Source organism: Paenibacillus barcinonensis (genome assembly GCF_003217495.1).
Taxonomy (GTDB): Bacteria; Bacillota; Bacilli; order Paenibacillales; family Paenibacillaceae; genus Paenibacillus; species Paenibacillus barcinonensis.
This window is the reverse complement of the sequence record NZ_QJSW01000004.1, coordinates 342,080-367,115: the sequence shown is the minus strand read 5'-3', so window position 1 is coordinate 367,115 and position 25,036 is coordinate 342,080. Positions and strand designations below refer to the sequence as shown.

Here is a 25,036-nt window from a genome sequence, read left to right as displayed (position 1 = left end):
CTTGTGATATACGTTTTTAATCGGCATCCCCCAGCGATATCGTCAGCATGATATGTTTTTTTATGACGCCTTGAATAGGCACATCATGTGAGCCTGTTTCCCGAAAGCCTGCTTTCAGAAGAACACGGATAGAACCTTCATTATCGGGCACAGCACCAGCCACGAGCTGCTTAATATCCGTCTCTTCTTTGGCGAACTGTAAAAGACGCTTCAACGCTTCACTCATATATCCTTGACCATTGTGCAGCCGATCTGTTGCATATCCGACCATCCAGGTGGCTGCGCCATTCAGTTCAATGAGAAAAAGTGAGATTTCACCCACCAATTCATCCGTATCATTTAGAAAAATACCGAAAGAATACCGTTTTCCAGCTTTTCTTCTCTCAAGCCAGTCCTGAATCAGCTCGGTCTGTGCCTGTAAACTATAAAATGCCTCATCTCGTTTATTGGCGGTAATCCTTTCGATCTGTTCTCGATTGTGAAGCTGAAAATGTTGGAGCAGTACAGCATCTTCTGCCGTCCAAGCTCTTAAATAGATTCGGTCAGACTCATACTTCATCCTTAATCCTCCTGCAGCCAGCGTGAAAACGGCTTAATCTCCAAGCTGCTCCAGAGCCAGCTCCAACTCGTTAAGCTGTGCTGTCAATGTATTAACCAGCGTTTGCGCGGCTTCGAGTTTAACTTGAATAGCCTGTCTTTCCGCAGGCTCTAGGAATAGTTCACCTTTGTGCAGCTTAGATGTATACTCGGTCCATTGCTGTTTATATTGTTTCAGACTTTCGTCAGCAGTAGCCTGCTTTTCTTTTACTTGTGTAATCTGATGCTCCAAATGCATGATTTCAGACAGACTAGCTGCACCGGATAAGCGTTGAGAATACGTCATTGGTGGACTCCCCCTTTATCGCATCAACTTTTCATTCGATCTCCATCGCTTTGCTCACATCATACGCTTCTATATTCATATCGAGCTCCATTCCAATAGCCAATTTTGCCAGCTGACTGCCGATATAAGGGCCCATCGTCAAGCCGGATGCCCCTAGTCCATTGGCTGTAATCAAACCCGGTCTTCCCTTAACATGCCCCAGCACAGGCAGAAAACCTGGCGTGAATGGACGAAAACCGACACGCACCTCATCGAGTGTACTAAGCGCCAGTTCCGGTGCAAGCTCCAGTCCTTTGTTCAAAACCTCCTGCATACCGCCCGCTGTAATCCGTGTATCATATCCCTCGACATCGTTTTCGTGTGTTGCACCAATGACCATTTTCTGTGCCTTAAACGCTAGTAAATACTGGTCCGAAGGAGGCATAATGACAGGCCACCCACCTGTATCTGCTTCATGAGCCGTACGCAAATGTATAATCTGAGCCTTCTGGTAGTGTACTTTAAAATGAATGCCTAACGGCTTCATCAGCTCATTGCCCCATGCACCCGTGCAGACAACAACCTGATCTGCCCTATGATGCTCCGTATTCACTATCGCTCCGATTACTCGTTCTCCTTCAGTAGCAAGGCAGGCATCACCTTGAATTACACGCGCTTCATGCCTTTGAGCTGAGCGAATCAACGCATCACGCAGTGCTCTCCCGTCGACGCGGGCACCTCCACTAATGTACACCGAATGATAACCTTCCCCAAGCAAGGGGAAGCGTTCACGGGTTTCTGCTTCATCCAGACAAGTGATTGTACCGATCTCCGGTGCATCCTGCCTGCGGAGCATGGCCCGCTCAGCCATCTTCTGAATCTTGTTGATATCGGTATGAATGCTGAGTGCACCTGTCTGTGCGTATCCCGTATCCGTCTCCCCTTCGCGCTCCAGCCCGGCAATAAGCTCGGGGTAGTAACGCGCACCCGCCTTTGCAAGCTGATACCAATCCTGATTCCGGCGTTGGGACAGCCACGGGCAGATAATGCCTGCTGCCGCGTCCGTGGCTTGCCCAGCGTCTTTCCGATCTATAAGCAGAACCTCCACGCCTGATTTCGCCAAATGATAAGCAGTGGAGGCTCCTAATATTCCCGCTCCGATCACGATAACTTTCTTCAATATAAGCATTCCCTTCTTGATTCGTACAAAGTATGACCTTCATTCATAAACTCATTCCCTATAGCGTATCTGTTTCACATTCCATTGGCAAGACAAACACCGCTCAGCGCAGGTTCAATCCACTGCAAACGAAGCGTTGGATATATTTAAAATAATTCCATTTATGTAATATAATTTCTCTTAGTTTATTACAGGCTTCTGTTCTTGTTCTATCCAAGCTCTGCGCATAAGACCCTTTAACGAAGAGAGGAATAATTCAACAATGTCGCAACCTAACACGGAGAGTCCGCTGGAATCCGATATGCCCCTTATCATCACAGGGCAGAACCGGTTGACCGTTAATGAATTAATAGATTGGAGCCACCGTTCACGGGATTACACCATCGTACAGTGCATCGGAGGAACAGGGCGCATCGCAGCAAAGAACCAGGAGTTCTCCATTCGAAAAGGAACCACCCTGATCATGTTCCCGGAAGTCACATATCATTATAACAATCCAAGCAGTAAGCTACGATTTGAGTGCCTTTCCTTTAATGGCTACATTGTTCCAAGATTTCTACATTCCTTGCAGATCGGTGAGCTTCGGGCTTTCAAGCTGGATGGCATGCTCGGCATTCTGCTGCGTGAAATCACCATTGCGTTGAAGTCGAGACATCGAGACCAGATTTGGCACGGCTCCGCACTTCTCTACATGCTTCTGGTCAGGCTGACCATTGACGGTGAACGATACAGCGAGGTTGAACGAAATGAAGGCCGCTTACGACTGGCAGAACTTGTTGCTTTCATCAAACAGAACTATCAGCAAGACCTGTCTCTCTCCATACTGGCTAATCAGATGAAGGTGACTGAGCAGCATTTGAACCGGATATTCAAGAAGGAGTTTCATATGACACCTCTTGAATATCTGGTTCGCTACCGTTTGTTAAAGGCCAAGGAAATGCTTGTACAGCAGAAGGATATCACAGCACATGATATCGCGAGGGCTGTCGGTTTTAACAGTGCAAGTTATTTCGGTTCAGTATTCAAAAAATATGAAGGAATTTCCCCCATTGAGCTGCGCAAGCAATTTCAAGGATAGAAAATCACAGTAGAAGGGACAAACTCAGAAACGTGCAGTCAAGTCCGGCTGGGTCATGCTTACCGATAAAAAGTGACATGTGCAGCCTGTTCCCGTTGGTGACTGCGCAACAACTCCTGCCCGAAGCTCTCCTTCCATCGACATGCCAAAATATCGAATCAGCTTCCATTCTTCCCCGTCGGGGGAGTAGAAAAAGGACATGCAGCCCTCTACTTTTCTTATACGCAAATACGGATTAGCTACAGGAACCTCCATCGAATTACAATCATCTGATGACCCATCTCGTGTAACAACGGAAACGATCGTTGCTGCTTTACCGTCATATTCAAAACACAGCTTGCACCAATTGCGTTCATCGACCATAACCATCAGGCAGCCGGAATCATATTGATGTTTCATATCCACTGTCAGCTGCGCGGTCATCTCAAAATCACCCGATACAGGCATCGACAGGAACGGCGCAGTCGCTCTTATATGCTTGCCTGCCGGGTCCTGAAAGAAATCAGAGTCTGCTTGTGCTTCTACGATCAGTCCACCTTGATCTGTATAGGACCAGTTGCACGGCTCATTGATCCAGGTCAGCTGTCCTCTTGCTTCACTTGCCATTACATTCATCATTAAGTCCTCCCAAAAATATGTGTGATATACTGTATTTTTCCTGTATTATACATTCGGTTTCTATACAGAAAAGCCCTTCTTCTACATATTTTTGTAGGAATTGATCGCTTGGGGATGCTGCTTTGGGTCATGTAAAAACAGCATAATAATCATCAATACGATGTACAAACCCAGAATAACACTGAACAGCCATAATGGATTGTAATGGTACAGTAGTCCCGTCAGATACCCGGAAGGGATCGCGGTTAGCGTCATGACCGTCTGTACAGCCGAAAACATATCGGCCTTCTCATGCGTGCCCAGTCGGTTCATCAGCAGCGAATCGCGATACGTTTGCAGAATAAAGTTTCCCGCTGCAAGCACAATGAGTGTGAGAAATAGCATCGCTATATTTCCGGAGGGTATCAGCAGAAATAACACGGCACCCACAGAGCTGAGCACAATGGAAAAGCTGACATACTTTTCTTCCGAACGCCGTCTCAGACGTGGAATAATAACCAGATATAATAACATCACGGTGATTGCTGTTACTACGGGAATGAAGGAAATGACACGATCATCAAAGCTCAGCTGCTCCTTGAAATAAATCACCTGAAAAAAATTCAACTGCAAAACGAGATTGGACAGCACTGTAATTAAAATGATCGGCAGCAATCTGCGCTTGTAGCACGACCGCCCGAACAGACGCAGACTGGCAACAAGGCTGCGAAATACACGGGTGTTGTTATGCAGCCCCATGAGTTCCTTACCCACTTGAGTTTCTTCCGTGTAGCGGTTACGTATAAGAAACATGGCCGTCATTAACAGGCCACCTGCAAAATAAATGCTCGCCAGCGTTGGTCCAATACCAAAATCCGCAATAACAACACCAGCAATGGGCGTTAACACCCCCGCACCCGTAATCATCATATTCAAAATGGCAAATACCTTGGATCGTTTATGCTCCTCCACATCTTCGATGATCAGGCAATTGAACGAGACGGTAACAAACTTCGAGGTTGCATTCAGCAGATAAGCGATGAGGAACAGCCAGAAATTTTGTGAAAATGCCCAGATGAACATGGGGACACTCCAGGCGAGCAGATCAAAGATCAGTGTCGTTCGTTTACGACCCAGTTTATTGGTCACAGCCCCTGCGAACAGCTGAAAAATGAAGGCAAAATAAAGATTCACCGAATTGATGATGCCAATCTCAATGTCGGACAAGCCTGCCTCTTTCATATACAAAGGTGCGTAGAACAGGACTATCGTTCCTGGAATAGCCCACACTGGCTCAAGTAAAATGGAATACCGCGGATTTCTCGGCAAATCCTGTAGCAGCTTCACTCCATATCCCTTCTTTCTCTCTGCGAATCTCCCCGCCGTGACCAGTAGCTCGGCATATAGATGCACCAAATCCTGAGCAAAACAGGTCATATGCCACTGTTCACAGCGGAGAACCCGCAAATATCTACATGCTTACAGAATGAGAGCTGTTTTCACCGAATTCATCGGCAGCTTCTCGCCACTGCGAAGATCATATCCCATCGTTCCACTAAATGCCTGTTCATAATCAGTCAAGTACTCCTTGGCGGTTACCATTTGCTCCAGCTCCGGGATGCTCTGTGCAAACTTCAAGGCTGTACTAATCATGGAGTGCACAGCTACCGCACCAATGATGCTAAGTCCGTCGTTAATCACCTGAGTTGATTTGAATGTCACTTCATAACTATCGTCATACCCCATCGGAATAATGCGGCCACCTTTAGCGATAAGCTCCAAGCCAACATGAAGCTGGTTGCCGACAGCATCCACAATGATATCGAATTTTTTATTGTTATTGATCTCGTATACTTTCTCAAGGGTAAGTTCCTCCGGGTAACAAGCATAATCTGCAATGCCTTCAGCAAATTGCTTGCGATAAGGATCTATTTCCGTACCCACGGTGAGTCTTGCCAATCTTTTGCTCACCAGCTGACACAACGAGCCAATCGCTCCTGAACCAAGCACGAGCACAGAATCGCTGGGCTTCACGCCTGCTTTCATGAACGTTTGCAGGACGCAGCCGAGAGGTTCAATCATCATTGCCGTTTCCCAGCTCATCGTGTCAGGAATGGGATAGATATACTTTTCGTCTCCGACAAAATATTCAGCAAAGGTCCCGTGTGTTGTCATGCCTACCTGATAATCATCGAAATTTTCACAATAGATGAATAACCCTTCCCGACAATAAGAGCAGTGACCGCAAGCTTGAGTCGGATCCACAAGAACCCGGTCCCCGACGCGAATACCATGGACATCTTCTCCGACCTCAACTACAGTGCCCACGCCTTCATGACCGATAACCGTGCCTTTACTCGCAGCCACTTTACCTTTGACAATATTCAGATCCGTGCCACAGATGCCTGATCCATAGATTTTCACCTTGACTTGATTGGGTTTCTGAATGTTAGGCTCCTCAATGTCCTGCAATTCCACCTTTTTCAAATCCTGATATACGAGTGCTTTCATGGGTTCTCCTCCTGGTCATATAAATGAATTAACGTGCTCCTCCGTCATGCATTGGTAGCTTCAGATGCTCTCGCTTTTGCTTTTCTTTCCAGTCTGACAATATTTGGAGCAGCGCTTCCTCCACCCAAATCAATTCCTCCCGTGTATGCGTATCAGAGAAAATAAAATAACCTTTCGTAAAGATGCCGTAGTAGGCCATTTTCTTCACCATAAATTCACGGAACGGGTCAGTTTGAAAGTTTTGCTCGTCTATTGACTGAATATAGAAGCTTGCATAGGTTCCCTTCAGAGCTAACTCATCGGTAAGACCTAGCAATACCAGCTCAGATTCCAATCGCTTCATGATTCGGGTTGCCGGTTCGCGCCAGGTAGGCCACACTTTGGTATTTTTCATCAGCCGTTCGCACGCAATGGCCGCTGCAAGGGCTATCGTTTCACTGGAATGTGCGTTGCTGAATCGAACCTGGCCTGCAAGGGACATCATGTGCTCAGGTCCCAGCACAGCTGCAAGCGGAAGTCCATTAGCCATGCCTTTGGATAGGCAGAGCAAGTCCGGCCAGATATCATATTCGCCTGCAGTCGCCTGCTTGCCCATCCGTATACCCGAAGTAACCTCGTCAAAAATAATAATGATGTCCTTGGAGGAACATAACGTCACTACGTCAGCCAGCTCCTCCTTCTCCCACTCATTCGGACACAGAACGATACACGCCACATCCTCCTGAGATGAAATTTGTTCCCTGATTTGCTCATAAACAGGTTTCTTGATCCAGATCGTGGAGCGCTCAATATCCTTCGGAATGCCACGTTCCTTCGTCTGGCTACCGTAGTAACCGTATGCTGACCAGTCATGCCATCCATGATAAGCTGTTGCAATCACCTTGCTTTTACCATTCGCCGCACGGGCGATACGAACCGCGCCACTTACTGCATCTGCTCCGCTTTTGGTGAAACGCAGTGATGCATAGCGCCCCTCAAACCGCTCCAGGATCAACTCGGCACATTCCAGCTCAATATCTGCAGGAATGGAGAAGCTTGTCCCCTTCTTCAGCTGGTGAATAACGGTGAGTTGGATTTCACGTCTCGCATGACCCCAAGGTGCTGTTCCCATGGCCATCTCACAATCCAGCCATTCATTACCGTCAATATCTGTAAAGCGGGAATGGTAGGCTTCTGCACAGCAGACGGGTGTATGGCCTGGAAATAATCGTTCCGGCGCTTTGGCTAGTGTACTGCAACCGCTCGGTATAACCCTTTCGACCTGTTCCAACCATTCCAGATTCCGTGTGAATTTTGTGGCATTGTCCAGCGTACTCATTTTATTATTCACTTTGAAGCACCTCCCATTTCGCGATGTTTGGTCAACTACACAATCGTGGCTTAACGCACTTTAGTGCCAGGCCAGCAGCCATCGTAGATCCGATCCATCGTGATCACATTGCCATACAGATCTATGATTAAATCCTTGGCCCGATGAGCATGCCTCATCTCGATCCAGTAACGGTTCTCCAGCAAACGCGCGAAATTGTCTACCAGGAACAGCAGTCGATTCTCGCTATGAATCAATTCCTTGCCTAACACTTGCGGCAGCCAGATCGCTCCATTCGAGTTGAATCGGTTGGAGTAGTCCCGAATCTCGGCAAGAGGTGCAATCTGAGCCTCTTCTAGCTGGCTCCAGAAGGTATCTGCATCACTGCGAACCTCGGCAAGGTCTATGCCAACCATGGGAAGATGCGCATAGTCGCGCTGTTTATCGAGCTGCACCTTCAGATGGCTGAACATAAAGGGCCATACATCGGCCTCAATGTGGCTTCCCCACTTTTTCCAAAATCGTGCCAGATTGTTTTTACGGTTAAAATTGCGATGAATGCCGCTGCTGCGTTCCCAGTGATATGCCTGAATTTGCGGATTTATGACGGTGTCGTACCCTGCTGCTCTGGCCCGCATCTGATAATCAAAATCTTCGTATCCGTTAAAAAATTTCTCATCAAGGTTGCCAATCGTCTCATACACTTCTCGTTTCATGCCAAACATGGCAAACACAACGAGCTGCACAGAGAAGGTCTCCTTCGGAATATCTTCAGGAGATGCATTAAGGAACAAGTGCCGTCCAATCGTATCCGCAAATGCAATTCCGCAATGCTGCACTCCTCCGGTTTGTGGATATAACAGAACCCCTCCAATCATGCCGATGGTCACATCCGTGTCCAGCGTTTCTTTCATCATCGGTTGCCAATCGGGCTGGAGAATGGTATCTGAATCGAGGAAAAAAATATACTCTCCTTCAGCAAGACTCAACGCTCTGTTAATAGATACGGCACAGCCAAGTGGAAAATCATGCTGAAGAATCTCGATCGTTACTCCCTCTCTGACCTCCTGTTTGAGCTTGTCCAGATGCTGAAAGACAGCCGAGCCGGAACCGTCATTAATGAAGATAATCTGAGTTGATGGACATACAGTCCGAAGCAGTGAGTCGGTGAACAGGTTCAAAATGTTATAGTCCTGATTAACGGGTACAATAATCGTATAAAGCATGTAATCCCTCCAGATTATGTTGGTGTAAGTACAACAAAATAACAATGGAACCTGAACAAGTGCTGCGATATAGTGATCTGCCCGCTATCGACCTCCTTCGCTCTTTTTTTGTATTATTTTGGATTAATTATGAATACAATAGAAATTTATATCTTTTTGGGGCAGAATTAAATCTCAAATTCTGAACACTGTTAAATTCTGAATCCTGGTCCATTAAATATCTGAATCTTGGTTAATGCAAAAAAGCACCTCTGATGCCTTCTCCCGCATATTTGAACGGAAAACACATCAAAAAGTGCTCTATGAAATAACGTATGTTCGCTTCTTAATTCCCCGCTCGCGCGGTCAACCATTCTGATTCTTTCGCTCCCAGGTTGGCAATAAACTGGTGCAAAGCATGGGAGATCCATTTACGCGTATGAATGACCAGCTGAATCTCCAGTGTGAATTCGGTATGCTCCAGAGGTAACACGGTTAATTCCCGTCTGCGGATTTCGTCCCGTGCAGTCATCTGCGGCAGCAGAGAAATGCCCGAGCCTGCCATAATGCTGCGTTTAATTGCCTCAGGACTCCCAAGCTCAAGGCCCACCTTGTAGGCAATTCCATTTGTTCTCAGCACCTTCTCCAGCAGTTGTCTGTAGTTGCACGAATCCTCTGGCATAATCCACTCCTCATCGGCCAGATCACTCAATACTACCTTGGACTTAGCCGCAAGCGGATGATCCGAGTTGACGATAAGCACCAGTGGCTCCTCGCGAATTGTGATCCATTGCAAACCCGTCTCCGGTGATGCATTCGCCAGAATAAGGCCAACGTCCGCTTCTCCTTCTCTTACTTTTTGCAAAATGAGATCCTCACGATCCGTCTGTAGCCGAATCCCCAGCTCGGGATATTGTTTACGTGTCGTCTGTATAGGCACCGGCAGAAAATAGGAGGCAAGCGAGTCCATCGTTGCAATCGTAAGTGAACCGCCGCCTTGCTTGGTCAGCTTTTCCTGTGAATGTTCATATATTTCGAGCAGTTGCCCGGACAGCTTGAATAGCTCTTCTCCAGCGGAGGTCAGCCGGATTTTATTGTTATTATAACGTTCAAACAATTTGACCTGATAGATTTTCTCCAGCTTCTGAATCTGGGTTGTGACACTGGATTGTGCATACCCCAGCTCTTCTGCTGCTTTGGTAAAGCTTTGACGCAATGCCACCTCTCGAAAGGTTTGAAAATAATTTAAATCCATAATGGCTTCCCTCACATCATCAAAATTATTGATAACACCCATCATCTATTATAGCTAACTATGATACCTTTTCCCATGGTAAAGTGAATGAAATGGAATTCCAACATACATTTGGGGGTTATACGATGTTAACCGAACAACAGATTAAAGGTATTTATATCCCTGTCATTACGCCTTTTACCGACGATCATGAACTCGATCTGTCTTCATTTCAAAACTACATCAAAGTTATGGCAAACAGCGGCATTCATGGCTTGGTGATTAACGGCACGACTGGAGAATCACCTACAGTGACATGGGATGAGGTAGAGCAGCTGGTGAAGGCAGCCAAGGAGACACTGAGCAGCATCAACTCGTCCGTACCCATAATGGTTGGAACTGGAACCAATGATACCGCTTCAACGGTGGCAAGAACAAAGAAAGCTGCTGCACTCGGTGCTGACGCTGTTCTTGTCGTTACTCCATACTATAACAGACCAACGGAAGAGGGCATTTACGAGCACTTCCGCATGGCAGCCAGCGTGGGCATCCCCGTGATGGTATACGAAATCCCGGCGCGTACAGGGGTTAGAGTTTCCATTGAGATGATGAAAAAAATCATGAGCATTGATGGCGTTATTGGTCTTAAAGATAGCACAAATAACCTTGACCTCATGACCGAACTGGTACGTTGCGGCTCGAAGCCCATTTTGTGTGGAGATGATACCTTCTTCTACGATATGTTAACGAAAGGCGCAGCCGGCGGTATGATGGCTTCAGCCAGCATCAACCCGGAACGTTTTCTGGAAGTATACAATCGCTTTGCAGCAGGTGAAAAGGAAGAAGCCTATCAGCTCTTTACTCCTTTGCTGCCATTCATCAAAAACCTGTTTGAGGAGCCCGCTCCAGCTATGCTGAAGCACCTGCTTGCCAAACAGGGCATAATCGCTTCTGCTCAGCTGCGTCTGCCTTTGATGCCCGCATCAGAGCAGCTCATTGCAAAAATTGCACTCTAAAGTTCACACTTCGACCTGTACCTTTCGTAAATATCTATAGATATAAAAACACAAAATAAAGCCACAGCTTCTGCTGCGGCTTTTGTTCTGTCCTAGGCTTACGATACTTTGAAATTCACTCCACAGCACATTGCACTTACGTTAAGCTTTCCTTGGTGCATGATCATTCATTTCGCAACAAAGCCATGATACAACGTGTCCACTACAAGAGCAGGCGCCGCGTTTCTGGCTAGATTGCCGCTAACCACTTGCTGCCATGTCAGAAAGAGTACAGAATAAAGCACTTCAAAAATCCACGTTTTATCCATATCCGAACGGAAAAAACCTTTCTCTTGAAGTACCCCGATGGCATGCAACACCGGCTCTCTCAGCTTCCAATATGCCTCTTCAATATCTGCGTTATAGTTGACGGTTGCATCGTGCGCCAGAAAATACATTTTGTCCCCCAAGGGGATCAGCGCTTCAATCAGCTCGGGGATATATTGTTCCGCCCGATCTTCATGCAGTTGGACATGTTGCAACGTTTCGTTAACAACCTCAATCGCCCGCATCGCCAGATGAATCATCAGCTGCTCACGACTCTCGACATACCTATGTAATGTTGCAATTCCGATGCTCGCCGCTTCAGCGATGTCGTTCATCGACGCATTCGGCTTCTCTATAAGTAGTTTGGTAGCTTCATCCAATATGGTATTCATTCGGTTTTGCTTGAATGACAACTTCTCTTTTTTCATAGCGAACTGCACCTCAGTACCATTATAATATTACCTTTATTTCGGGACTTGGATAACCAGATCTCCTAAACATAAGACAAGCTCCATTATATCATAATCTATAGCCAAACTTACGTCTGAGTAGTCATATCACATGTTATGAAGACAATCACAAGTCAACAGCAGACTAATCCACCTTGGCACCGTAGGAGCGTGCAAGCAGCACCGCTTGTTCGCGATCAATGCGTACCCCTTTCCAATCCAGCGATTTCAGATCTATTCCATCCAAAGTAGCCCCTCTCAGATCAGCCCCCTGCAGCTTCACCCGACTCATGGACACCCTTGTCAGATCACAATCACGCAGGTCGGCTTTGGTGAGGTCACTCTCGCTCAGATCAGCTTCAAAAAAACGGATGCCGCGTAAATCCTGTTTACCAAGCCGAGTATGTCTTAGATTCGTATAAGACCAGTCGCCCTTCGTAAGGGTAATGCCGTCCATCTGCGCACCGGAGAAGTCTGATCCTGTCATTTTGCAGGCAGTGAATTTGGAAGCAAACAGGTTCGCACCACCAAACATACAGTTCTCAAACGCAGACTCCATATGTATTGATCCATTCATGTACACTCCCTTGAAGTCACATTCAATGAAACGACAATGACTTGTCTCCACCTCTTCCATGGAAGCATTCATGAAGGTACAGCTCTCAAACACACAGTTCATCAGCTCTCCGTAACGCAGATCACGTCCTTCAAAGTGAACCGAATGATACTCTTGATCCTTGTATTGATACATTAATCACACCTCGTTTGATATGAAGTTGAAGTTGCATGCAACCTGTCGTTGACGTCACATGCCTTTGTCGAATCCCTTCATTCTACTATACCATACGGATGTCAAGTCTATTACATTTACACTAGCAATTTAGACATTCGGTACATGGATACGGCTGGTTTGATGATTTCTCCGACCTTCTGATATCCAAGACGTTCATACAGCTTGATTGCACCGGCATTCTCCTGTTTGACGGTTAAAGAGGATTTGGCGAAGCCTTGCAAAACCGCCTGCTTCTCTGCATGAAGAATTAATTCAGTTCCAAGCCCCAGTCCTCTGCTCTCCGGCAGTGTGGCAATCGTTCCGATATGATATTCATCATTCTCTCCTTCTTTTAACGTTAGCATCGTATAACACTCTTTCCAGTTACGAAGGTTGTATCCAATGAGGTTCCATTTGTGTAAATTGAACAGTTGGGAGAACGTTGGCATCGCGAGTCTATTCATGAGTGTTGTCGGATAACACATAATCATACCGAGTGTTTTGCCCTCCCGAACCGCTTCATAAGCATATTCGTGACTAAAACGATTATTCCGAGCCCTCCATAGTTGTTGAAAGGTTTTATCTATAGTCGCAGATTCTCTCGAACCGGCCAGGGAAAATTTCATATAATCAAGCGCCATTTCTGTTAATTTTCCTCCAACTTTAGACTCTGGACTTGCTTTTTTAATGATGGTTTGGCTCATAACTCTCACTCCTGTAATTTTCTCTTTGTATGTGTGTTTAATATTTAGCAGACGTCTGCGGGGGCGTTATAGCTTCCACGATGACATTCACCGCTTGGATGGTTAAGCCTGTAAAATGCTCAATCTGCTCGATGACTTTATACTGCAATTCTCTGCATACCTCATGTACCTTGCTGCCGTAACGCATAATAACTCGCACATTAATCTCCACAAGGTCATCTTTTCGCCGAATAGCTATGCCATTCGTCAGGCTGCGGCCGCTCCATATTTTGCTGATGCTTTCAACCAAACCGGCAGACATCGACGTGATCTCACAGGTAGCGCTGGTAATTTCACCAACCATTTTGGAGATAACGTCATCCGATATTTGGATATGACCTATCGTTTGCTTCAGTTCCATATGAATCACCTCTGCATTATTTGATAGTATAATGTATCATTTAATTAAAATATATATCATCCTATATTCAAAATCAAATTTTTTGCACAAAACAAAAAAAACCGCAAGCTTCTGCGGTTTCGAGTTCTACAAATATTGTTTAAACCAGGCCTTCACCTGTTCAAAGCTGTCCACCCGTAATGAAGGCTTGCCGCTTTTCAGCAAAGAGTGGTTGGAGCCTGGATAACGGATCAGTTTTGTTGTTTTTCCATAACGCTTCAGCGTCGTATAGAGCTCTTCAGCCTGGGCAATCGGTGTTCGATAATCCTGTTCACCGTGCATAATTAACAGTGGCGTTTCGATCTGGTGTGCATGAGCCAGCGGAGATCGGGACCACAGGTATGCTGCATGCTCCGCCGGATTGCCCCCAATTACCCCTTCAACATAAGAGATGCCGATATCACTTGTTCCGTACATTGAAAGCCAGTTGGAAATACAGCGCTGTGTGACTGCTGCCTTGAAGCGGCTGGAATGAGCGATAATCCAGTTCGTCATGACGCCTCCATAACTGCCGCCTGCCACACCCATACGTAATTCATCCAGCTTATCATTCGTTGCAAGCGCATAATCCACCGCTTCCATCAAGTCTCGATAATCTCCACCTGCAAAGTCTCCGCGGCATGCCCTGGCAAAATTCTGCCCATATCCTATGCTTCCTCGGGGATTAATCCATAAAACGGCATACCCGTCAGCCAAAAGAGTCTGCATCTCATGGCTGAACGTTCCGGCATACATTGCGTGCGGACCACCATGAATCTGCAAAATCAAAGGGATTTTCCCCTCAGATCTTACATCAGGTATAGCCAGCCAGCCTTGAATCAACCAGCCGTCTGATGATGTGAATTCAATTCTTTGGGGTACGTTGACCAGCTGCCCAGCCATAAATTCATCATTTCGGCGGGTGAGTTGCTTCATTTGTCCAGTTTCGACCTCCACGATGTATAGCTCTCCCGGATGCGAGTCCGTCAACGCCGCGACCACCAATGTTTTCTCATCTGCCGCTATCGTATATTGATACACATCCTTCTCACCTGCCGGGGTAACTACTTCGGAGCTTCCGTCTGCATGAACTCGATATACATCCACATTACCGTCATGCGTGCCCAGAACGTAAACACCTTGCTGCGGAAAAGATTGACTGATTACTGGCGAAGGTGAAGCACTGACCGATTTCATGTCGCTTAAAGCCGCATTGCCAATATGCATATCTAGTTCAGGCGCCATTAGCCTGGGTATGCCCCGCTCCAACGAGATAGTAAACAGTTGGTTGTGACTTCCGCTTCCATATTGACGGTCACTGGCAATGAGAATGAGCTGCTTCCCGTCAGGCGTAAACGAATACTGACTGATCTGGAGACTGGAATCTGTAACTTGGTAAGGCTTGGCTTGCTTCGCATCATCTATAGAGATAATATAAACGTCTGTGTGATAGAGCAGATCCGGGTCTAGATGCTCTTCCTTGGTTTGCTTGGACATAAATGCGAGCTTCAGACTATCAGGAGACCATACCGGCATATTAACGCTCCAGTAGCCAGAAGTCATCTGTGTGATTTGTCCACTGTCAATCTCGTAAACAAATAAATGGGTGTATTGACCATCCCACCAGCCTGCTCCTTCAGCCTTTGGCGTAGTTCGTTCATAGACCTTACCACGGAGTACAGAAGCTGGTTCGACAGCTAATACTGCATTTGACTTGTTCAGCGATTCATCGTCTACACATCCATCGCGATGTTGAGCCTTGCTTGATTGAATTTTACTGGTAAACGCAATATATTTCCCATCGGGTGACCAAACATAACTCATGATTTTACGTTCAGGAGATATGAGCATTACCGCTTCCGGCTCTCCCGTCTGAAGGGCCCACAGCCCTTTGCCAGCCTCAGCCGAACGCAGGAAAGTCAAGCTGCTTCCGTCGGGTGACCATGCAGGGAAGCTGTCTTTTGTGCCCCCGGTCAACTCAACATCTTCCGTTCCATCCAGTGAGATTCCCCGAATCTGTGTGTGATATTCATTTTTCATCTGATCAATGGTCTGTTCAACGTAGGCAACCTGTCCGTTTGAACTAATCACAGGCTGACTAATCCACCGATAATGATACAGGTCCTCCGGCATAATCTGGCCTTTGTTCATAACCCTAACTCCCTTCCGTTTTATTTATGAGTAGACTCCGTTCGAGGATCGAGCACATCTCGCAGCCAATCACCGAGGAAAATAACGCCCAGCACAGTAAACGTAATCGCAAGCCCAGGGAAAGTAGCAACCCACCAGCTTGTAGCTACATACTGCCTTCCATCACTTAACATGCCTCCCCAGGATACGTCCGGCGGTTTGATCCCCAGTCCGAGAAAGCTGAGCGAGGCTTCCATAATAATGGTTGTGCCCACATTCATACCACAGATGACGATAAAGGATGATAATACGTTAGGCAGAATATGCTTTAATATCAACCGACCATTTTTGGCTCCAATGGATCTCGCAGCAAACACGAAATCTCGTTCTTTGATACTGAGCACTTCACTTCGGACTACACGGGTGAATGGAACCCAGTTCGTTACACCTATCACCAGGATTAATGTTGTCATGCCAGGTCCTACAATGGCCATCACAACAAGCATGAACAGAATCGTCGGGATTGCCATAAATGCATCGCCCACCCGCATAATGATGGCATCCACCCATTTTCCATAGAATCCTGAGATCAGGCCCAGAACCGCCCCAAGTATACCGGAGACAATGACTGCCCCCATACCCACAATGAGTGATACACGAGCACCATACACGATACGGCTCCACATGTCTCTGCCCAGGTTGTCGGTTCCCAGCCAGTACTCGGCTGTCCCGCCTTCAAGCCAGGCAGGCGGTTTGAGACGGTTCAGCGGACTAACGGCTGCCGGATCATGACTTGTGAGCAGAGGTGCGGCGATAGCAATCAGGACAACCACCAACACCAGCACAGCACCGAATAATCCGGTCTTGCTAATCAGCAGCTGCTGCCATATGGAACGAAAGCCAGCAAATGTCTGTTTATGATTATGGTCTTCTCCGCTATGGTTATTGCTCGTTTCTGCCCCCTGAATGGACACTTCTTTGCTGTCTCTCATGAATCGCACCTCCTTCTTAGTCATATTTGATACGTGGGTCCAGCAGTCTGTAAGATACATCCGTCAGAATGTTGACGAGCACCACGATCAATGCAATCACAAACACGGCCGCCTGTACGATAGCCATATCATGTGTATTCACGGCTACAACCAGCAACTGACCGAGACCTGGCCAGGAGAATACCGTTTCGGTAATCAACGTACCGCCAATCAAGCTGGTAAACTGAAGGCTCATAATGGTTACAACCGGAATCAGGCCGTTGCGAAAAGCGTGCCTAACAATCACGGTCAAGCGACCAAGCCCTTTGCTGCGTGCTGTGCGAATATAGTCCTGATTCAAAATTTCAAGCATGCTGGAGCGAATCAGTCGTGTCATCTGAGCTGCCAAACCGACACCCAGAGTAAATGCGGGCAGAATCAGATGTGACAAGCCGCCCCTACCCGAAACAGGCAGTACGCCCAGCATGACTGAGAATAACAGAATAAGCATAATGCCCATCCAGAAGTTAGGCATTGCCTTGCCAATAACCGATATGCCCGAAATAAGGAGATCGGTAAATGTATTTCGTTTCACCGCAGAGATCACGCCCAGGGGCACAGCCATTAATACGGCAAAAAACATGGCCGCAGCAGCGAGCTCAAAGCTGGCTGGCAGTCGCTCCAGTACAAGTTCAAGCGCAGGCTGTCCGTAACGGAAAGATTGACCGAAATCACCCTGAATCGCATTGCCCAAAAACTTCACATATTGTGTGTACAGAGGCTGATCCAGGCCCAATGCCTGCGTTAAAACGGCCCGATCTTCCGCTGTAGCTGTCTCGGGCAACATGAGAGCAACAGGATCACCTGTGACTCGAACCAGCACAAATACGATTAAGGACACAATAAAAAGCACCGGAATAATCTGTAATAAAGATTTAAATACGTATTTGCCCACTCCCGGTTCACCTCCCTTTTTCAAAAAAAGAACGGCAGGAACTTGTTCATCCAGTCCCTGCCGTTCACGGCTTACTCATGCAATGACAGGTGGTATAAGCCTGATGTTACTTTGCAGCAGGTGTAATCTCGTCAGCGTAGAACATCTCATCACTGCGCGGCGCAAAGCTCACTTTGTCATTGGTGCCATAGACGCCTTCCATCTGATACAGATACACAGCCGGACGCTCTTCGGCAAAAATTTGCTGTACTTGCTGGTACTGCTTCTCACGGGATTCAGGGTCCATGTTCACCAGAGCAGATTGCAGCAGCTTCTCTACTTCCGGATTATTGTAATCCGATTCACCTTTGGCTTCTTCCACCATGTAACGGTTGTAGTTATTCGAAGCATCGAACAAAGAGTTACCAATACCAATCATGAAAATTTCCTTGAAGGATTTGGAGCTGTAACGCTCGCTGAATGCACTTGGCTCAAGCACGTCCAGATTGATTTTGAATCCAGCTTGGTCAAGCATCGCTGCTACGACTTCAGCCTGTTCCTTGTACTGGGAGGATACGGAAATGGTCATCGTTGCTTGCCCTTCGGCATAACCCGCTTCCTTCAGCAGCTGCTTCGCCTTGTCCAGATCATACAATGACGTTTTGTACAATGACGGATCGGCACCAAAGTTGCCTGGTGTCACGGAAGTCCGGGTAACGATACCTGCTCCGCCAGCAATGCTGTCAACAATGCCCTGTTTGTCAATCGCCAGATCAATCGCTTCACGCACTTTAGGATCAGCTGTAATGCTGCCTTCGGTCTGACGGAAGATCAGCTGAAGCACGCGCTGGATCGGTGCTTTCACAATTTTTTTGTCTGCTTCGCCTTCAATACGGGCAATGTCAGTAGACGGGATAGCGGCTGCAACATCAACACCGCCAGCCAGCAATTCGGATACACGGGTAGATGCTTCAGGAATGACACGGAAGACAACCTCATTCCACTTCGGCTCACCACCGAAGTATTTGTCATTTTTCACAAGCTCGACACGGTCATCTTTGGTCCACTTACTGAATTTGTAAGGCCCTGTACCTACCGGCGCTTTCAGGAACGTATCCATGCCCTTGTCTGCAATATATTTTGCAGGCAACATGCCGGCACCCATTTTGGACAAGCGATTAAGAAGCAACGGGTCTGGTCCTTCTGTAATAATGTCAACGGTATGCTCATCTACCGCTTTAACTTCAGCAATGTTTTTGAAATAACTGTTTTGTTTCAATGTGTTGTCTTTGGCTACGCGCTCCAAGGTGAATTTCACATCCGCTGATGTGAATGGATCACCATTGTGGAAGGTCACACCTTCACGCAGCTTGAATCTCCATGTCGTATCATTCACTTGCTCCCATGATGTAGCGAGTGCAGGTACTTTTTTCTGCTGGCTGTCATTTTTGACCAAATAATCAAACACATTTACAAGCACAGCTTCGCTGGCTGTATTGTTGTTGTTGTGCGGATCGAAGCTTTCAATATCTGTTGCCGCCGCAATTGTTAATGTGCTGCTGGCTGCTGCTCCACTGCTGCTTCCCTCTGAGGCTGTATTGTTCTCCGTTCCTTTGCTGCCTCCACCGCAAGCACTTAACACCATCACCACTGCCAGCAAGGTAATCCATAGACCTGTCCATTGTCTCTTTTTCATTATGATGCTTCCCCCTTAGAAGTTGTATTTCTTGCCAGAAACTCAAGTGCTACTGCGGATAATAAACCTACGCCATAAGGCATAACCTGCTCATCCAGATCAAACATCGGATGGTGAAGCGGATATCGTGTGCGGTTCTCTTCATTGCCCGAACCGAGCCGGAAAAACACACCTGGCACCTGCTCACAATAAAAAGCAAAATCTTCACCGCCTGTAGACGGCTTGATATAACTCCATCCCTTCTGCGCATTCACCTCTTCACAGACATCCGTCAGCAGGTCAACCATGCCCAGATCATTCACAACGACAGGATAACCGTCACCATAGATCACTTCACATCCGGCACCAAACGAACTGCATACACCATTTACCACTTGTTTGATCAGATCAGGCATTCGCTCACGTAATGCCGGTGATAAGGTACGCACAGTACCCACCATCTCCACTTCGGGTGCAATTGCCGTTCCCATGTATCCTCCGTTAATTTTACCTATGGTCACCACAACAGGCTCCAACGGATCAACCATACGGCTGGCTACATTTTGCAATGCGGTAATGACTTGCGCAGATACAGCAATAGCATCAATGCCTTCATGCGGACGGGCAGCATGTCCACCTTGACCATGAATCTTGATCACCAGCCGATCAGCTGATGCAAAGGCAACCCCCTGGCTCACGCCTACAGTTCCTGTATCCTGACCGGGAGTCATGTGCAAGCCCGCAATGGCATCCACTCTGGGATTCTCCAGCACTCCGTCCTGTATCATCGCCCTTGCACCCGCAAGACCCTCTTCCGCAGGCTGAAAAATAAACTTGATATTGCCCGACTTTGGTCTTCCAAGACTTGTAAGCAGTTCGGCTGCCCCCATCAGAATAGAGGTGTGTGCATCATGACCACAAAGATGAGCCTTGCCTTGAACTGTCGAACGGTATTCAACATTCTTCTGATCCTCAATAGGCAGAGCGTCCATATCAGCACGCAGTGCAAAGGTAGGTCCATCCGTCTCTCCGCGAAGCAGACCTGTCACACCGGTCCGTCCCACATGACGTGTTACCTCCAGTCCAAGCTGCTCCAGATGCTCAGCTACAATCGCAGAAGTACGATGTTCCTCATAACCAATCTCCGGGTGGCGATGCAGATCTCTGCGCCAGGCACTTAACTTGGCTTGCAGCGGTTGCGCAAGCTCTATTAATTCGGATTGTTTCATTTATACTTCATTCCTTTCCTTTTCCTCAGACTCAGACACCAGCCGGGCATAGATTGCATCGGCCGAAAACTCGATATGCCTTTTCATCGTCTCCCGTGAATTCATGCTATCCCTAGACTTCAGCGCTTCGAGAATTTCCATATGTACCTCGTAGTTCACTGAACGAATTTGCTCATTATAAGGCATCAGATCAAGCGCCGGGTTAATCTTGGTTCGGATCTGCCTCACAGCTCTTTCGCAGTAGGGATTCCCTGAAGCTTTAGCTATGGTCAGGTGGAATTTAACATCCAGTGCCCTGAACCACTCACGCGTACAGTCCGGCTCAATACTTTGCTTCATATAGTCATACAGCAGCTCAAGCTCGCCTGCGGTGATCCGCTCAGCAGCCAGGAAAGCCGCTTCCGGCTCAATGATTGTGCGATATTCAAACACCTTGAGCATGTGAGCCCAATCCCGCTTGATCTCTTCTCTTGTACGTTTATGGGAGTTAGCTGTCAGTGGCAGGACAAATGATCCACCTTTAGCCCCCACTCTTTTCTCGATTAATCCCTTATCCTCCAGTGCAGAGAGTGCTTCGCGTACAGTAATACGGCTTACATCAAACATCTCCGCCAAATCTCGCTCCGACGGGAGCTGCTCTTCACTCATCAGCTCTTTTAAAATGATAGCTTCCTCGAGCTGTTCCCGAATAAATTCACTAACCTTTTTCGTTGATACTTTTTCGAAACGAAAGGAGAATGGATTAAACATTTGAACACCCCGATCTGTTTATGGTCTAGACCTTATACCATTAATATAATTCCGACTAAACTGATATGCAATACTTTTTTCATAAACAACAACATTTATTTCGTTTTCCGCTTCAAATCCACTCTCTTCATGTCGAGATACACCTGGTGAACAGAGTATAAAAGGGCTGCTGCTACTGTGCAAAGCCTCATTACCATAGTGCAGGCACTTGTTCATTACACTAACAAAAATGAGTTAGCGTTCTGTCTGCTTGCAGATGGGACGGCTCCTCTGCTCTCTATACTTCTTAACAAATGCACAAAAAACCCCTTCCCTTGTGAAAGGGACAGAGGTTTGGGAATAGCGAATCAGTTATTAAAGTAAACTGCTTTGCCCGTCCGTGCAGACTCGTAGATGGCCTCCAGAATCTGTGAAACCACCAGCGCCTGTCTGGGTGTAACCACCGGCTCGATATCCTTGTCGATCGCTTCGATCCATTTTCTCATCTCGATGTCCGGCGCATCTTCAGAAGCTCCTTCATAGAAATCAACACCGCCCGAGCTTAGTTCAATCTCGTTAGTGTACAGGCGACTGAACTTCTCACCATTAATTCGAAGTCCATTTTTCATGTCCGCACCTGCTTCGGTACCACTCAGGCTGCATTTGGCCTCATCCACATCCAGAGAGTTCAATGCCCAGCTGGATTCCAGCATGATGGTTGCCCCATTTTCCATCACGATCATACCAAAAGCCGAATCCTCAACCGAGAACTGCTGAGGGTCCCAGGGGCCCCATGCATTCGCCGCATTTTCTCTCTGGGAAAGTTCGTGATGTGTCGTGCCAAGCACCACTTTCGGCTGATAATTATTCATCATCCACAACGTGAGATCCAGTGCATGTGTTCCAATGTCGATCAACGGGCCCCCGCCCTGCTTCTCTTCATCCAGAAATACACCCCAGGTCGGCACAGCTCTTCTTCGAATGGCATGGGCTTTGGCAAAATAGATCGAACCAAGCTCACCTGCATCACACAGCTGCTTCAGATACAGACTGTCCTGACGGAAACGGTTATTGTATCCGATGGTCAACTTTTTCCCCGTACGTTCTGCGGCTTCCAGCATAAGCTGCGCTTCTGCTGCCGTCTTTGCCATCGGCTTTTCACACATGACATGTTTGCCTGCCTCAAGCGCCGCTATGGAAATCTCCGCATGGGAAATGTTCGGTGTAAGCACATGCACAATATCCAGCGAAGCGTCCTGCAGCAGCTCCTTATAATCCGTGTATACCTCTGCCCCTTCGGAACCGTACTGCTTCTTCGCCTGCTCTGCACGCTCCTTTACAATGTCACAGAAAGCAGCCAGTTCAACGTTATCCAGCTTACTCAGGCTCGGCAGATGTTTGCCATTTGCAATGCCCCCACAGCCGATAATTCCAATACGATATACTTTACTCATCCTGATCACCCTCACTTTAGTAATGGTTATATTATTTTACGGAGATTGGTTGCTTCATTTTGCGAAAAGCCGACGGGGTCATCCCGAGACGCTTGCGAAACACAGCATGTAAGTAGTTGGCGTTGTTAAAGCCGGAGGCCAGTGCAATCTGCTCAATGGAGGCATTGCTCTCCTGAAGAGTATGGCACACTGCGCGCAAACGAATATCTTCCAGCACGCGGCTGAACGGCATATCTGGCTGCACCTGGTAGAAGATACGTTGCAGCTGACGACTGCTGATATGCAGCTTCTCGGCGACATGCTCCAGTGTTACAGCCGAAGCATGATTAGCCTCCATGTATTGCACTGCAAAATCATAACGATATGCCGTCATGTCCCGCACAGGTGCTTCAGCCCGAATGCCGCCGTTATCATACGCGCGAACGGTTTTGAGCAGGATGCTGACTACCAGCTGCTTGATCGAGGTATAATATCCGACCATTTTATGATCGCAGGCTTCATAGGCTTCAAGAAAACACGACATCGCACGGTGATAGTCCTGAACGGGAATATGTGGCAGTGTGCTCAGCTTTTCAATCGTCTCCTCCGATTCCGCAGCCTCCCATGGATCGACATGCTCTCGAGGCTTATGTACAATGTCCACGTGAAGACATAGCTCATCCATATCCTCCTCCGCGTCCGCCTCCTGATAATGAATAACACCAGGTCCGGTCAGATATAACATGCCTTCAGATAATGCATGAGACTGATCATCAATAATCACCTTGCCTTTGCCTCTGGGGATCAGATGGAATTCATATTCCGCATGGTTATGAAAATCCACAATACGTCCCGCTGGAAACGTCGTCAGATGGAAACGCAGCACACGAATTTCGTAATGTCCCCATACCACGATAATATCAAGCCGTTCCAGCAGATCCTGCCGGTCGAGCATTTTCCCATACGGATATAGACTCAAGACCCCTTCCTCCTTAACCTGATCTAGCTCTCCAGCTCATCGAGAGCAACACGTCGGCCTTCCTTCGCTGAACGATTCGCTGCTTCCATCAGGCGAGTTAACTCCATCGCCATATCCAGGTTATCGCTGGCTTCTGTATCCTGCTGGATATGCGACACCCATTGATTGAATGCGCTTTCTACATTTTCGGCAACAGGAAGCTCTGTCCATTCGCTATACGCTTTCTCCCCTTCCTTCGTGCGAATCAGCAATTTATCCTCAGGTGTACCATACAGCATTGTGCCCTGTGTACCATGTACCTCAATAGTAAATGGCGAATAGCTATTCACAAACCCCGCCTCCACTACTCCAATCGCTCCCGAATCGGTCGATAGTGTTGCCACTGCATTATCCTCAACTTCTTTGCCTGTAATATATCCAAAGCTTGCGTTTACCCCGGTAACTTCCTGATTCAGAAACAAGCGGGTCAAGTACATCGGGTGACAGCCCAGATCAATCAAAGCCCCGCCCTGGCAGTCCTGCAAGCTGTAGAAATGCTGTGGCAGCCAGTCTGTAATTGCGCCATCGTGAGATAACCGCACCCTTACATACGTAATTTGTCCAAGCATTCCCCGTTCAAGCACTTCCTGAATCGTAGCCGTATAACCAGCATAGAGACGCGGTAAAGAAACCGTCATTTTCACCTGATTCGCCTGAACCTCTTTCAAAATAACATTGGACTCCGCTTGTGTAGCTGCAATGACTTTTTCGGTAAAAATATGTTTGCCTGCCTTGGCGGCGGATGTAATGACTTCTCCATGCAGACGTGTTGGTGCATCTACAATAACCGCATCAATGTTATCCTGAGCCAGCATATCGTCAAGAGATGCATAAAAGGGAACCTTCAGCCGGTCAGCCGCTTCCTGCCCCCGCTTTGCATCTTCATCCCAAACAGCCGCCATAACGGTATCCTGATGCTCCTGTACTTGTTTGATGTAATCCCATGCATGAACATGCCACAAGCTGATTTTACCTATACGAATGGTCACGAATGTCTTCCCTCCATAGTATACAATATTCTGACATTTACCTATAAGGTATCATATGGTGCATCTATTTTTAATCGAAACTCACGACAATAAATATATAATATTACGACATATGTTTACATAAATAATACTAAAGCTGTTTATACCAATTCCTCGCTCATCTCTAGCAACCCCAAAAAGGCCAGCCAGTAATTACTGGCTAACCTGAAAATACGAGAAGCCGCATATTAGCAGCTTCCCGTATTTTGGAATGCTCAAGCTTCATACTAATGATGACGGGCCCTTCA

The 25,036-nt window shown here is 47.2% G+C and carries 24 protein-coding genes; 2 read left to right on the top strand and 22 right to left on the bottom strand.

The features are described 5' to 3' along the window. Positions 1–16: 16 nt before the first annotated feature. From DFQ00_RS09190 to DFQ00_RS09180, 3 genes are read right to left on the bottom strand one after another with little or no spacing between them, the layout of a single operon-like run. Positions 17–559: a GNAT family N-acetyltransferase gene (locus DFQ00_RS09190; RefSeq protein WP_110896174.1), complete on the bottom strand. Its 543-nt coding sequence runs from the start codon at positions 557–559 to the stop codon at positions 17–19. A gap of 33 nt (positions 560–592) precedes the next feature. Next, positions 593–883, bottom strand: a complete 291-nt coding sequence (locus DFQ00_RS09185) for a hypothetical protein (RefSeq protein ID WP_110896173.1) — start codon at positions 881–883, stop codon at positions 593–595. Between the two features lie 31 nt (positions 884–914). Continuing rightward, positions 915–2,042 (bottom strand): NAD(P)/FAD-dependent oxidoreductase, encoded by a 1,128-nt coding sequence (locus tag DFQ00_RS09180; protein ID WP_110896172.1) that lies wholly within the window; start codon positions 2,040–2,042, stop codon positions 915–917. Positions 2,043–2,304: 262 nt separating this feature from the next. Between DFQ00_RS09180 and DFQ00_RS09175 the strand changes: the two genes are divergently transcribed. Next, positions 2,305–3,120, top strand: coding sequence for an AraC family transcriptional regulator (locus tag DFQ00_RS09175; protein ID WP_110896171.1), 816 nt, complete (start codon positions 2,305–2,307; stop codon positions 3,118–3,120). Positions 3,121–3,144: 24 nt separating this feature from the next. Here the strand turns inward: DFQ00_RS09175 and DFQ00_RS09170 are convergent, their stop codons facing one another. From DFQ00_RS09170 to DFQ00_RS09145, 6 genes are all read right to left on the bottom strand, one after another. Next, complete coding sequence (locus DFQ00_RS09170) at positions 3,145–3,738, bottom strand: DUF1349 domain-containing protein (RefSeq protein ID WP_110896170.1); 594 nt, start codon at positions 3,736–3,738, stop codon at positions 3,145–3,147. An 81-nt stretch (positions 3,739–3,819) separates the two neighbouring features. Next, entirely contained in the window at positions 3,820–5,154 is a 1,335-nt protein-coding gene (locus DFQ00_RS09165) for an MFS transporter (RefSeq protein WP_110896169.1), read from the bottom strand. Between the two features lie 42 nt (positions 5,155–5,196). Beyond that, complete coding sequence (locus DFQ00_RS09160; protein ID WP_110896168.1) at positions 5,197–6,228, bottom strand: zinc-dependent alcohol dehydrogenase; 1,032 nt, start codon at positions 6,226–6,228, stop codon at positions 5,197–5,199. Positions 6,229–6,256: 28 nt separating this feature from the next. Further along, positions 6,257–7,558 carry an aminotransferase class III-fold pyridoxal phosphate-dependent enzyme gene (locus tag DFQ00_RS09155; RefSeq protein ID WP_110896167.1) on the bottom strand — a complete coding sequence of 434 codons (1,302 nt, stop codon included), beginning with the start codon at positions 7,556–7,558 and terminating at the stop codon, positions 6,257–6,259. Positions 7,559–7,608: 50 nt separating this feature from the next. Next, entirely contained in the window at positions 7,609–8,763 is a 1,155-nt protein-coding gene (locus DFQ00_RS09150; RefSeq protein WP_110896166.1) for a glycosyltransferase family 2 protein, read from the bottom strand. Positions 8,764–9,088: 325 nt separating this feature from the next. Next, positions 9,089–10,042 carry a LysR family transcriptional regulator gene (locus tag DFQ00_RS09145; protein ID WP_244213747.1) on the bottom strand — a complete coding sequence of 318 codons (954 nt, stop codon included), beginning with the start codon at positions 10,040–10,042 and terminating at the stop codon, positions 9,089–9,091. A gap of 80 nt (positions 10,043–10,122) precedes the next feature. Between DFQ00_RS09145 and dapA the strand changes: the two genes are divergently transcribed. Next, the gene (gene dapA, locus DFQ00_RS09140; RefSeq protein WP_110896165.1) at positions 10,123–10,992 is read left to right on the top strand and encodes a 4-hydroxy-tetrahydrodipicolinate synthase; all 870 of its coding nucleotides are present in this window, start codon (positions 10,123–10,125) and stop codon (positions 10,990–10,992) included. Between the two features lie 167 nt (positions 10,993–11,159). Here dapA and DFQ00_RS09135 read toward each other — a convergent pair whose 3' ends face one another. The 13 genes from DFQ00_RS09135 to DFQ00_RS09075 all read right to left on the bottom strand — a co-directional run bounded on the left by DFQ00_RS09135 (position 11,160) and on the right by DFQ00_RS09075 (position 24,749). Next, positions 11,160–11,726, bottom strand: coding sequence for a TetR/AcrR family transcriptional regulator (locus tag DFQ00_RS09135; RefSeq protein ID WP_110896164.1), 567 nt, complete (start codon positions 11,724–11,726; stop codon positions 11,160–11,162). Between the two features lie 166 nt (positions 11,727–11,892). Beyond that, positions 11,893–12,498, bottom strand: coding sequence for a pentapeptide repeat-containing protein (locus DFQ00_RS09130; protein ID WP_110896163.1), 606 nt, complete (start codon positions 12,496–12,498; stop codon positions 11,893–11,895). A gap of 116 nt (positions 12,499–12,614) precedes the next feature. Next, a complete protein-coding gene (locus tag DFQ00_RS09125; protein WP_110896162.1) occupies positions 12,615–13,223 on the bottom strand; it encodes a GNAT family N-acetyltransferase in 609 nt (202 codons plus the stop codon). Between the two features lie 37 nt (positions 13,224–13,260). Then, positions 13,261–13,623 (bottom strand): Asp23/Gls24 family envelope stress response protein, encoded by a 363-nt coding sequence (locus DFQ00_RS09120; RefSeq protein ID WP_110896161.1) that lies wholly within the window; start codon positions 13,621–13,623, stop codon positions 13,261–13,263. 126 nt (positions 13,624–13,749) lie between these two features. Next, complete coding sequence (locus DFQ00_RS09115) at positions 13,750–15,792, bottom strand: alpha/beta hydrolase family protein (RefSeq protein ID WP_110896160.1); 2,043 nt, start codon at positions 15,790–15,792, stop codon at positions 13,750–13,752. A gap of 20 nt (positions 15,793–15,812) precedes the next feature. After that, on the bottom strand, positions 15,813–16,763 hold the full coding sequence (locus DFQ00_RS09110; RefSeq protein ID WP_244213746.1) for an ABC transporter permease: 951 nt from the start codon (positions 16,761–16,763) through the stop codon (positions 15,813–15,815). 16 nt (positions 16,764–16,779) lie between these two features. Next, positions 16,780–17,697: an ABC transporter permease gene (locus DFQ00_RS09105; RefSeq protein ID WP_110896159.1), complete on the bottom strand. Its 918-nt coding sequence runs from the start codon at positions 17,695–17,697 to the stop codon at positions 16,780–16,782. A gap of 106 nt (positions 17,698–17,803) precedes the next feature. Then, positions 17,804–19,372 carry an ABC transporter substrate-binding protein gene (locus tag DFQ00_RS09100; protein ID WP_110896158.1) on the bottom strand — a complete coding sequence of 523 codons (1,569 nt, stop codon included), beginning with the start codon at positions 19,370–19,372 and terminating at the stop codon, positions 17,804–17,806. Continuing rightward, positions 19,372–20,580, bottom strand: coding sequence for a M20 metallopeptidase family protein (locus DFQ00_RS09095; protein ID WP_110896157.1), 1,209 nt, complete (start codon positions 20,578–20,580; stop codon positions 19,372–19,374). The genes DFQ00_RS09100 and DFQ00_RS09095 overlap by 1 nt, the downstream gene beginning before the upstream one ends. Continuing rightward, positions 20,581–21,330 carry a FadR/GntR family transcriptional regulator gene (locus DFQ00_RS09090; protein ID WP_110896156.1) on the bottom strand — a complete coding sequence of 250 codons (750 nt, stop codon included), beginning with the start codon at positions 21,328–21,330 and terminating at the stop codon, positions 20,581–20,583. 347 nt (positions 21,331–21,677) lie between these two features. Continuing rightward, complete coding sequence (locus DFQ00_RS09085; RefSeq protein WP_110896155.1) at positions 21,678–22,763, bottom strand: Gfo/Idh/MocA family protein; 1,086 nt, start codon at positions 22,761–22,763, stop codon at positions 21,678–21,680. Positions 22,764–22,794: 31 nt separating this feature from the next. After that, positions 22,795–23,721: an AraC family transcriptional regulator gene (locus tag DFQ00_RS09080; protein WP_244213745.1), complete on the bottom strand. Its 927-nt coding sequence runs from the start codon at positions 23,719–23,721 to the stop codon at positions 22,795–22,797. Positions 23,722–23,744: 23 nt separating this feature from the next. After that, positions 23,745–24,749, bottom strand: coding sequence for a Gfo/Idh/MocA family protein (locus DFQ00_RS09075; protein ID WP_110896154.1), 1,005 nt, complete (start codon positions 24,747–24,749; stop codon positions 23,745–23,747). Positions 24,750–25,036 lie beyond the last annotated feature (287 nt).

What these genes read in the sequence shown, in the direction of transcription:
- DFQ00_RS09190 (WP_110896174.1), bottom strand. Translation starts at nt 559, where the DNA reads ATGAAGTATGAGTCTGACCGAATCTATTTAAGAGCTTGGACGGCAGAA.
- DFQ00_RS09185 (WP_110896173.1), bottom strand. Translation starts at nt 883, where the DNA reads ATGACGTATTCTCAACGCTTATCCGGTGCAGCTAGTCTGTCTGAAATC.
- DFQ00_RS09175 (WP_110896171.1), top strand. Translation starts at nt 2,305, where the DNA reads ATGTCGCAACCTAACACGGAGAGTCCGCTGGAATCCGATATGCCCCTT.
- DFQ00_RS09170 (WP_110896170.1), bottom strand. Translation starts at nt 3,738, where the DNA reads ATGATGAATGTAATGGCAAGTGAAGCAAGAGGACAGCTGACCTGGATC.
- DFQ00_RS09165 (WP_110896169.1), bottom strand. Translation starts at nt 5,154, where the DNA reads ATGACCTGTTTTGCTCAGGATTTGGTGCATCTATATGCCGAGCTACTG.
- DFQ00_RS09160 (WP_110896168.1), bottom strand. Translation starts at nt 6,228, where the DNA reads ATGAAAGCACTCGTATATCAGGATTTGAAAAAGGTGGAATTGCAGGAC.
- DFQ00_RS09150 (WP_110896166.1), bottom strand. Translation starts at nt 8,763, where the DNA reads ATGCTTTATACGATTATTGTACCCGTTAATCAGGACTATAACATTTTG.
- DFQ00_RS09145 (WP_244213747.1), bottom strand. Translation starts at nt 10,042, where the DNA reads ATGATGGGTGTTATCAATAATTTTGATGATGTGAGGGAAGCCATTATG.
- dapA (WP_110896165.1), top strand. Translation starts at nt 10,123, where the DNA reads ATGTTAACCGAACAACAGATTAAAGGTATTTATATCCCTGTCATTACG.
- DFQ00_RS09135 (WP_110896164.1), bottom strand. Translation starts at nt 11,726, where the DNA reads ATGAAAAAAGAGAAGTTGTCATTCAAGCAAAACCGAATGAATACCATA.
- DFQ00_RS09130 (WP_110896163.1), bottom strand. Translation starts at nt 12,498, where the DNA reads ATGTATCAATACAAGGATCAAGAGTATCATTCGGTTCACTTTGAAGGA.
- DFQ00_RS09125 (WP_110896162.1), bottom strand. Translation starts at nt 13,223, where the DNA reads ATGAGCCAAACCATCATTAAAAAAGCAAGTCCAGAGTCTAAAGTTGGA.
- DFQ00_RS09120 (WP_110896161.1), bottom strand. Translation starts at nt 13,623, where the DNA reads ATGGAACTGAAGCAAACGATAGGTCATATCCAAATATCGGATGACGTT.
- DFQ00_RS09115 (WP_110896160.1), bottom strand. Translation starts at nt 15,792, where the DNA reads ATGAACAAAGGCCAGATTATGCCGGAGGACCTGTATCATTATCGGTGG.
- DFQ00_RS09110 (WP_244213746.1), bottom strand. Translation starts at nt 16,763, where the DNA reads ATGAGAGACAGCAAAGAAGTGTCCATTCAGGGGGCAGAAACGAGCAAT.
- DFQ00_RS09100 (WP_110896158.1), bottom strand. Translation starts at nt 19,372, where the DNA reads ATGAAAAAGAGACAATGGACAGGTCTATGGATTACCTTGCTGGCAGTG.
- DFQ00_RS09095 (WP_110896157.1), bottom strand. Translation starts at nt 20,580, where the DNA reads ATGAAACAATCCGAATTAATAGAGCTTGCGCAACCGCTGCAAGCCAAG.
- DFQ00_RS09090 (WP_110896156.1), bottom strand. Translation starts at nt 21,330, where the DNA reads ATGTTTAATCCATTCTCCTTTCGTTTCGAAAAAGTATCAACGAAAAAG.
- DFQ00_RS09085 (WP_110896155.1), bottom strand. Translation starts at nt 22,763, where the DNA reads ATGAGTAAAGTATATCGTATTGGAATTATCGGCTGTGGGGGCATTGCA.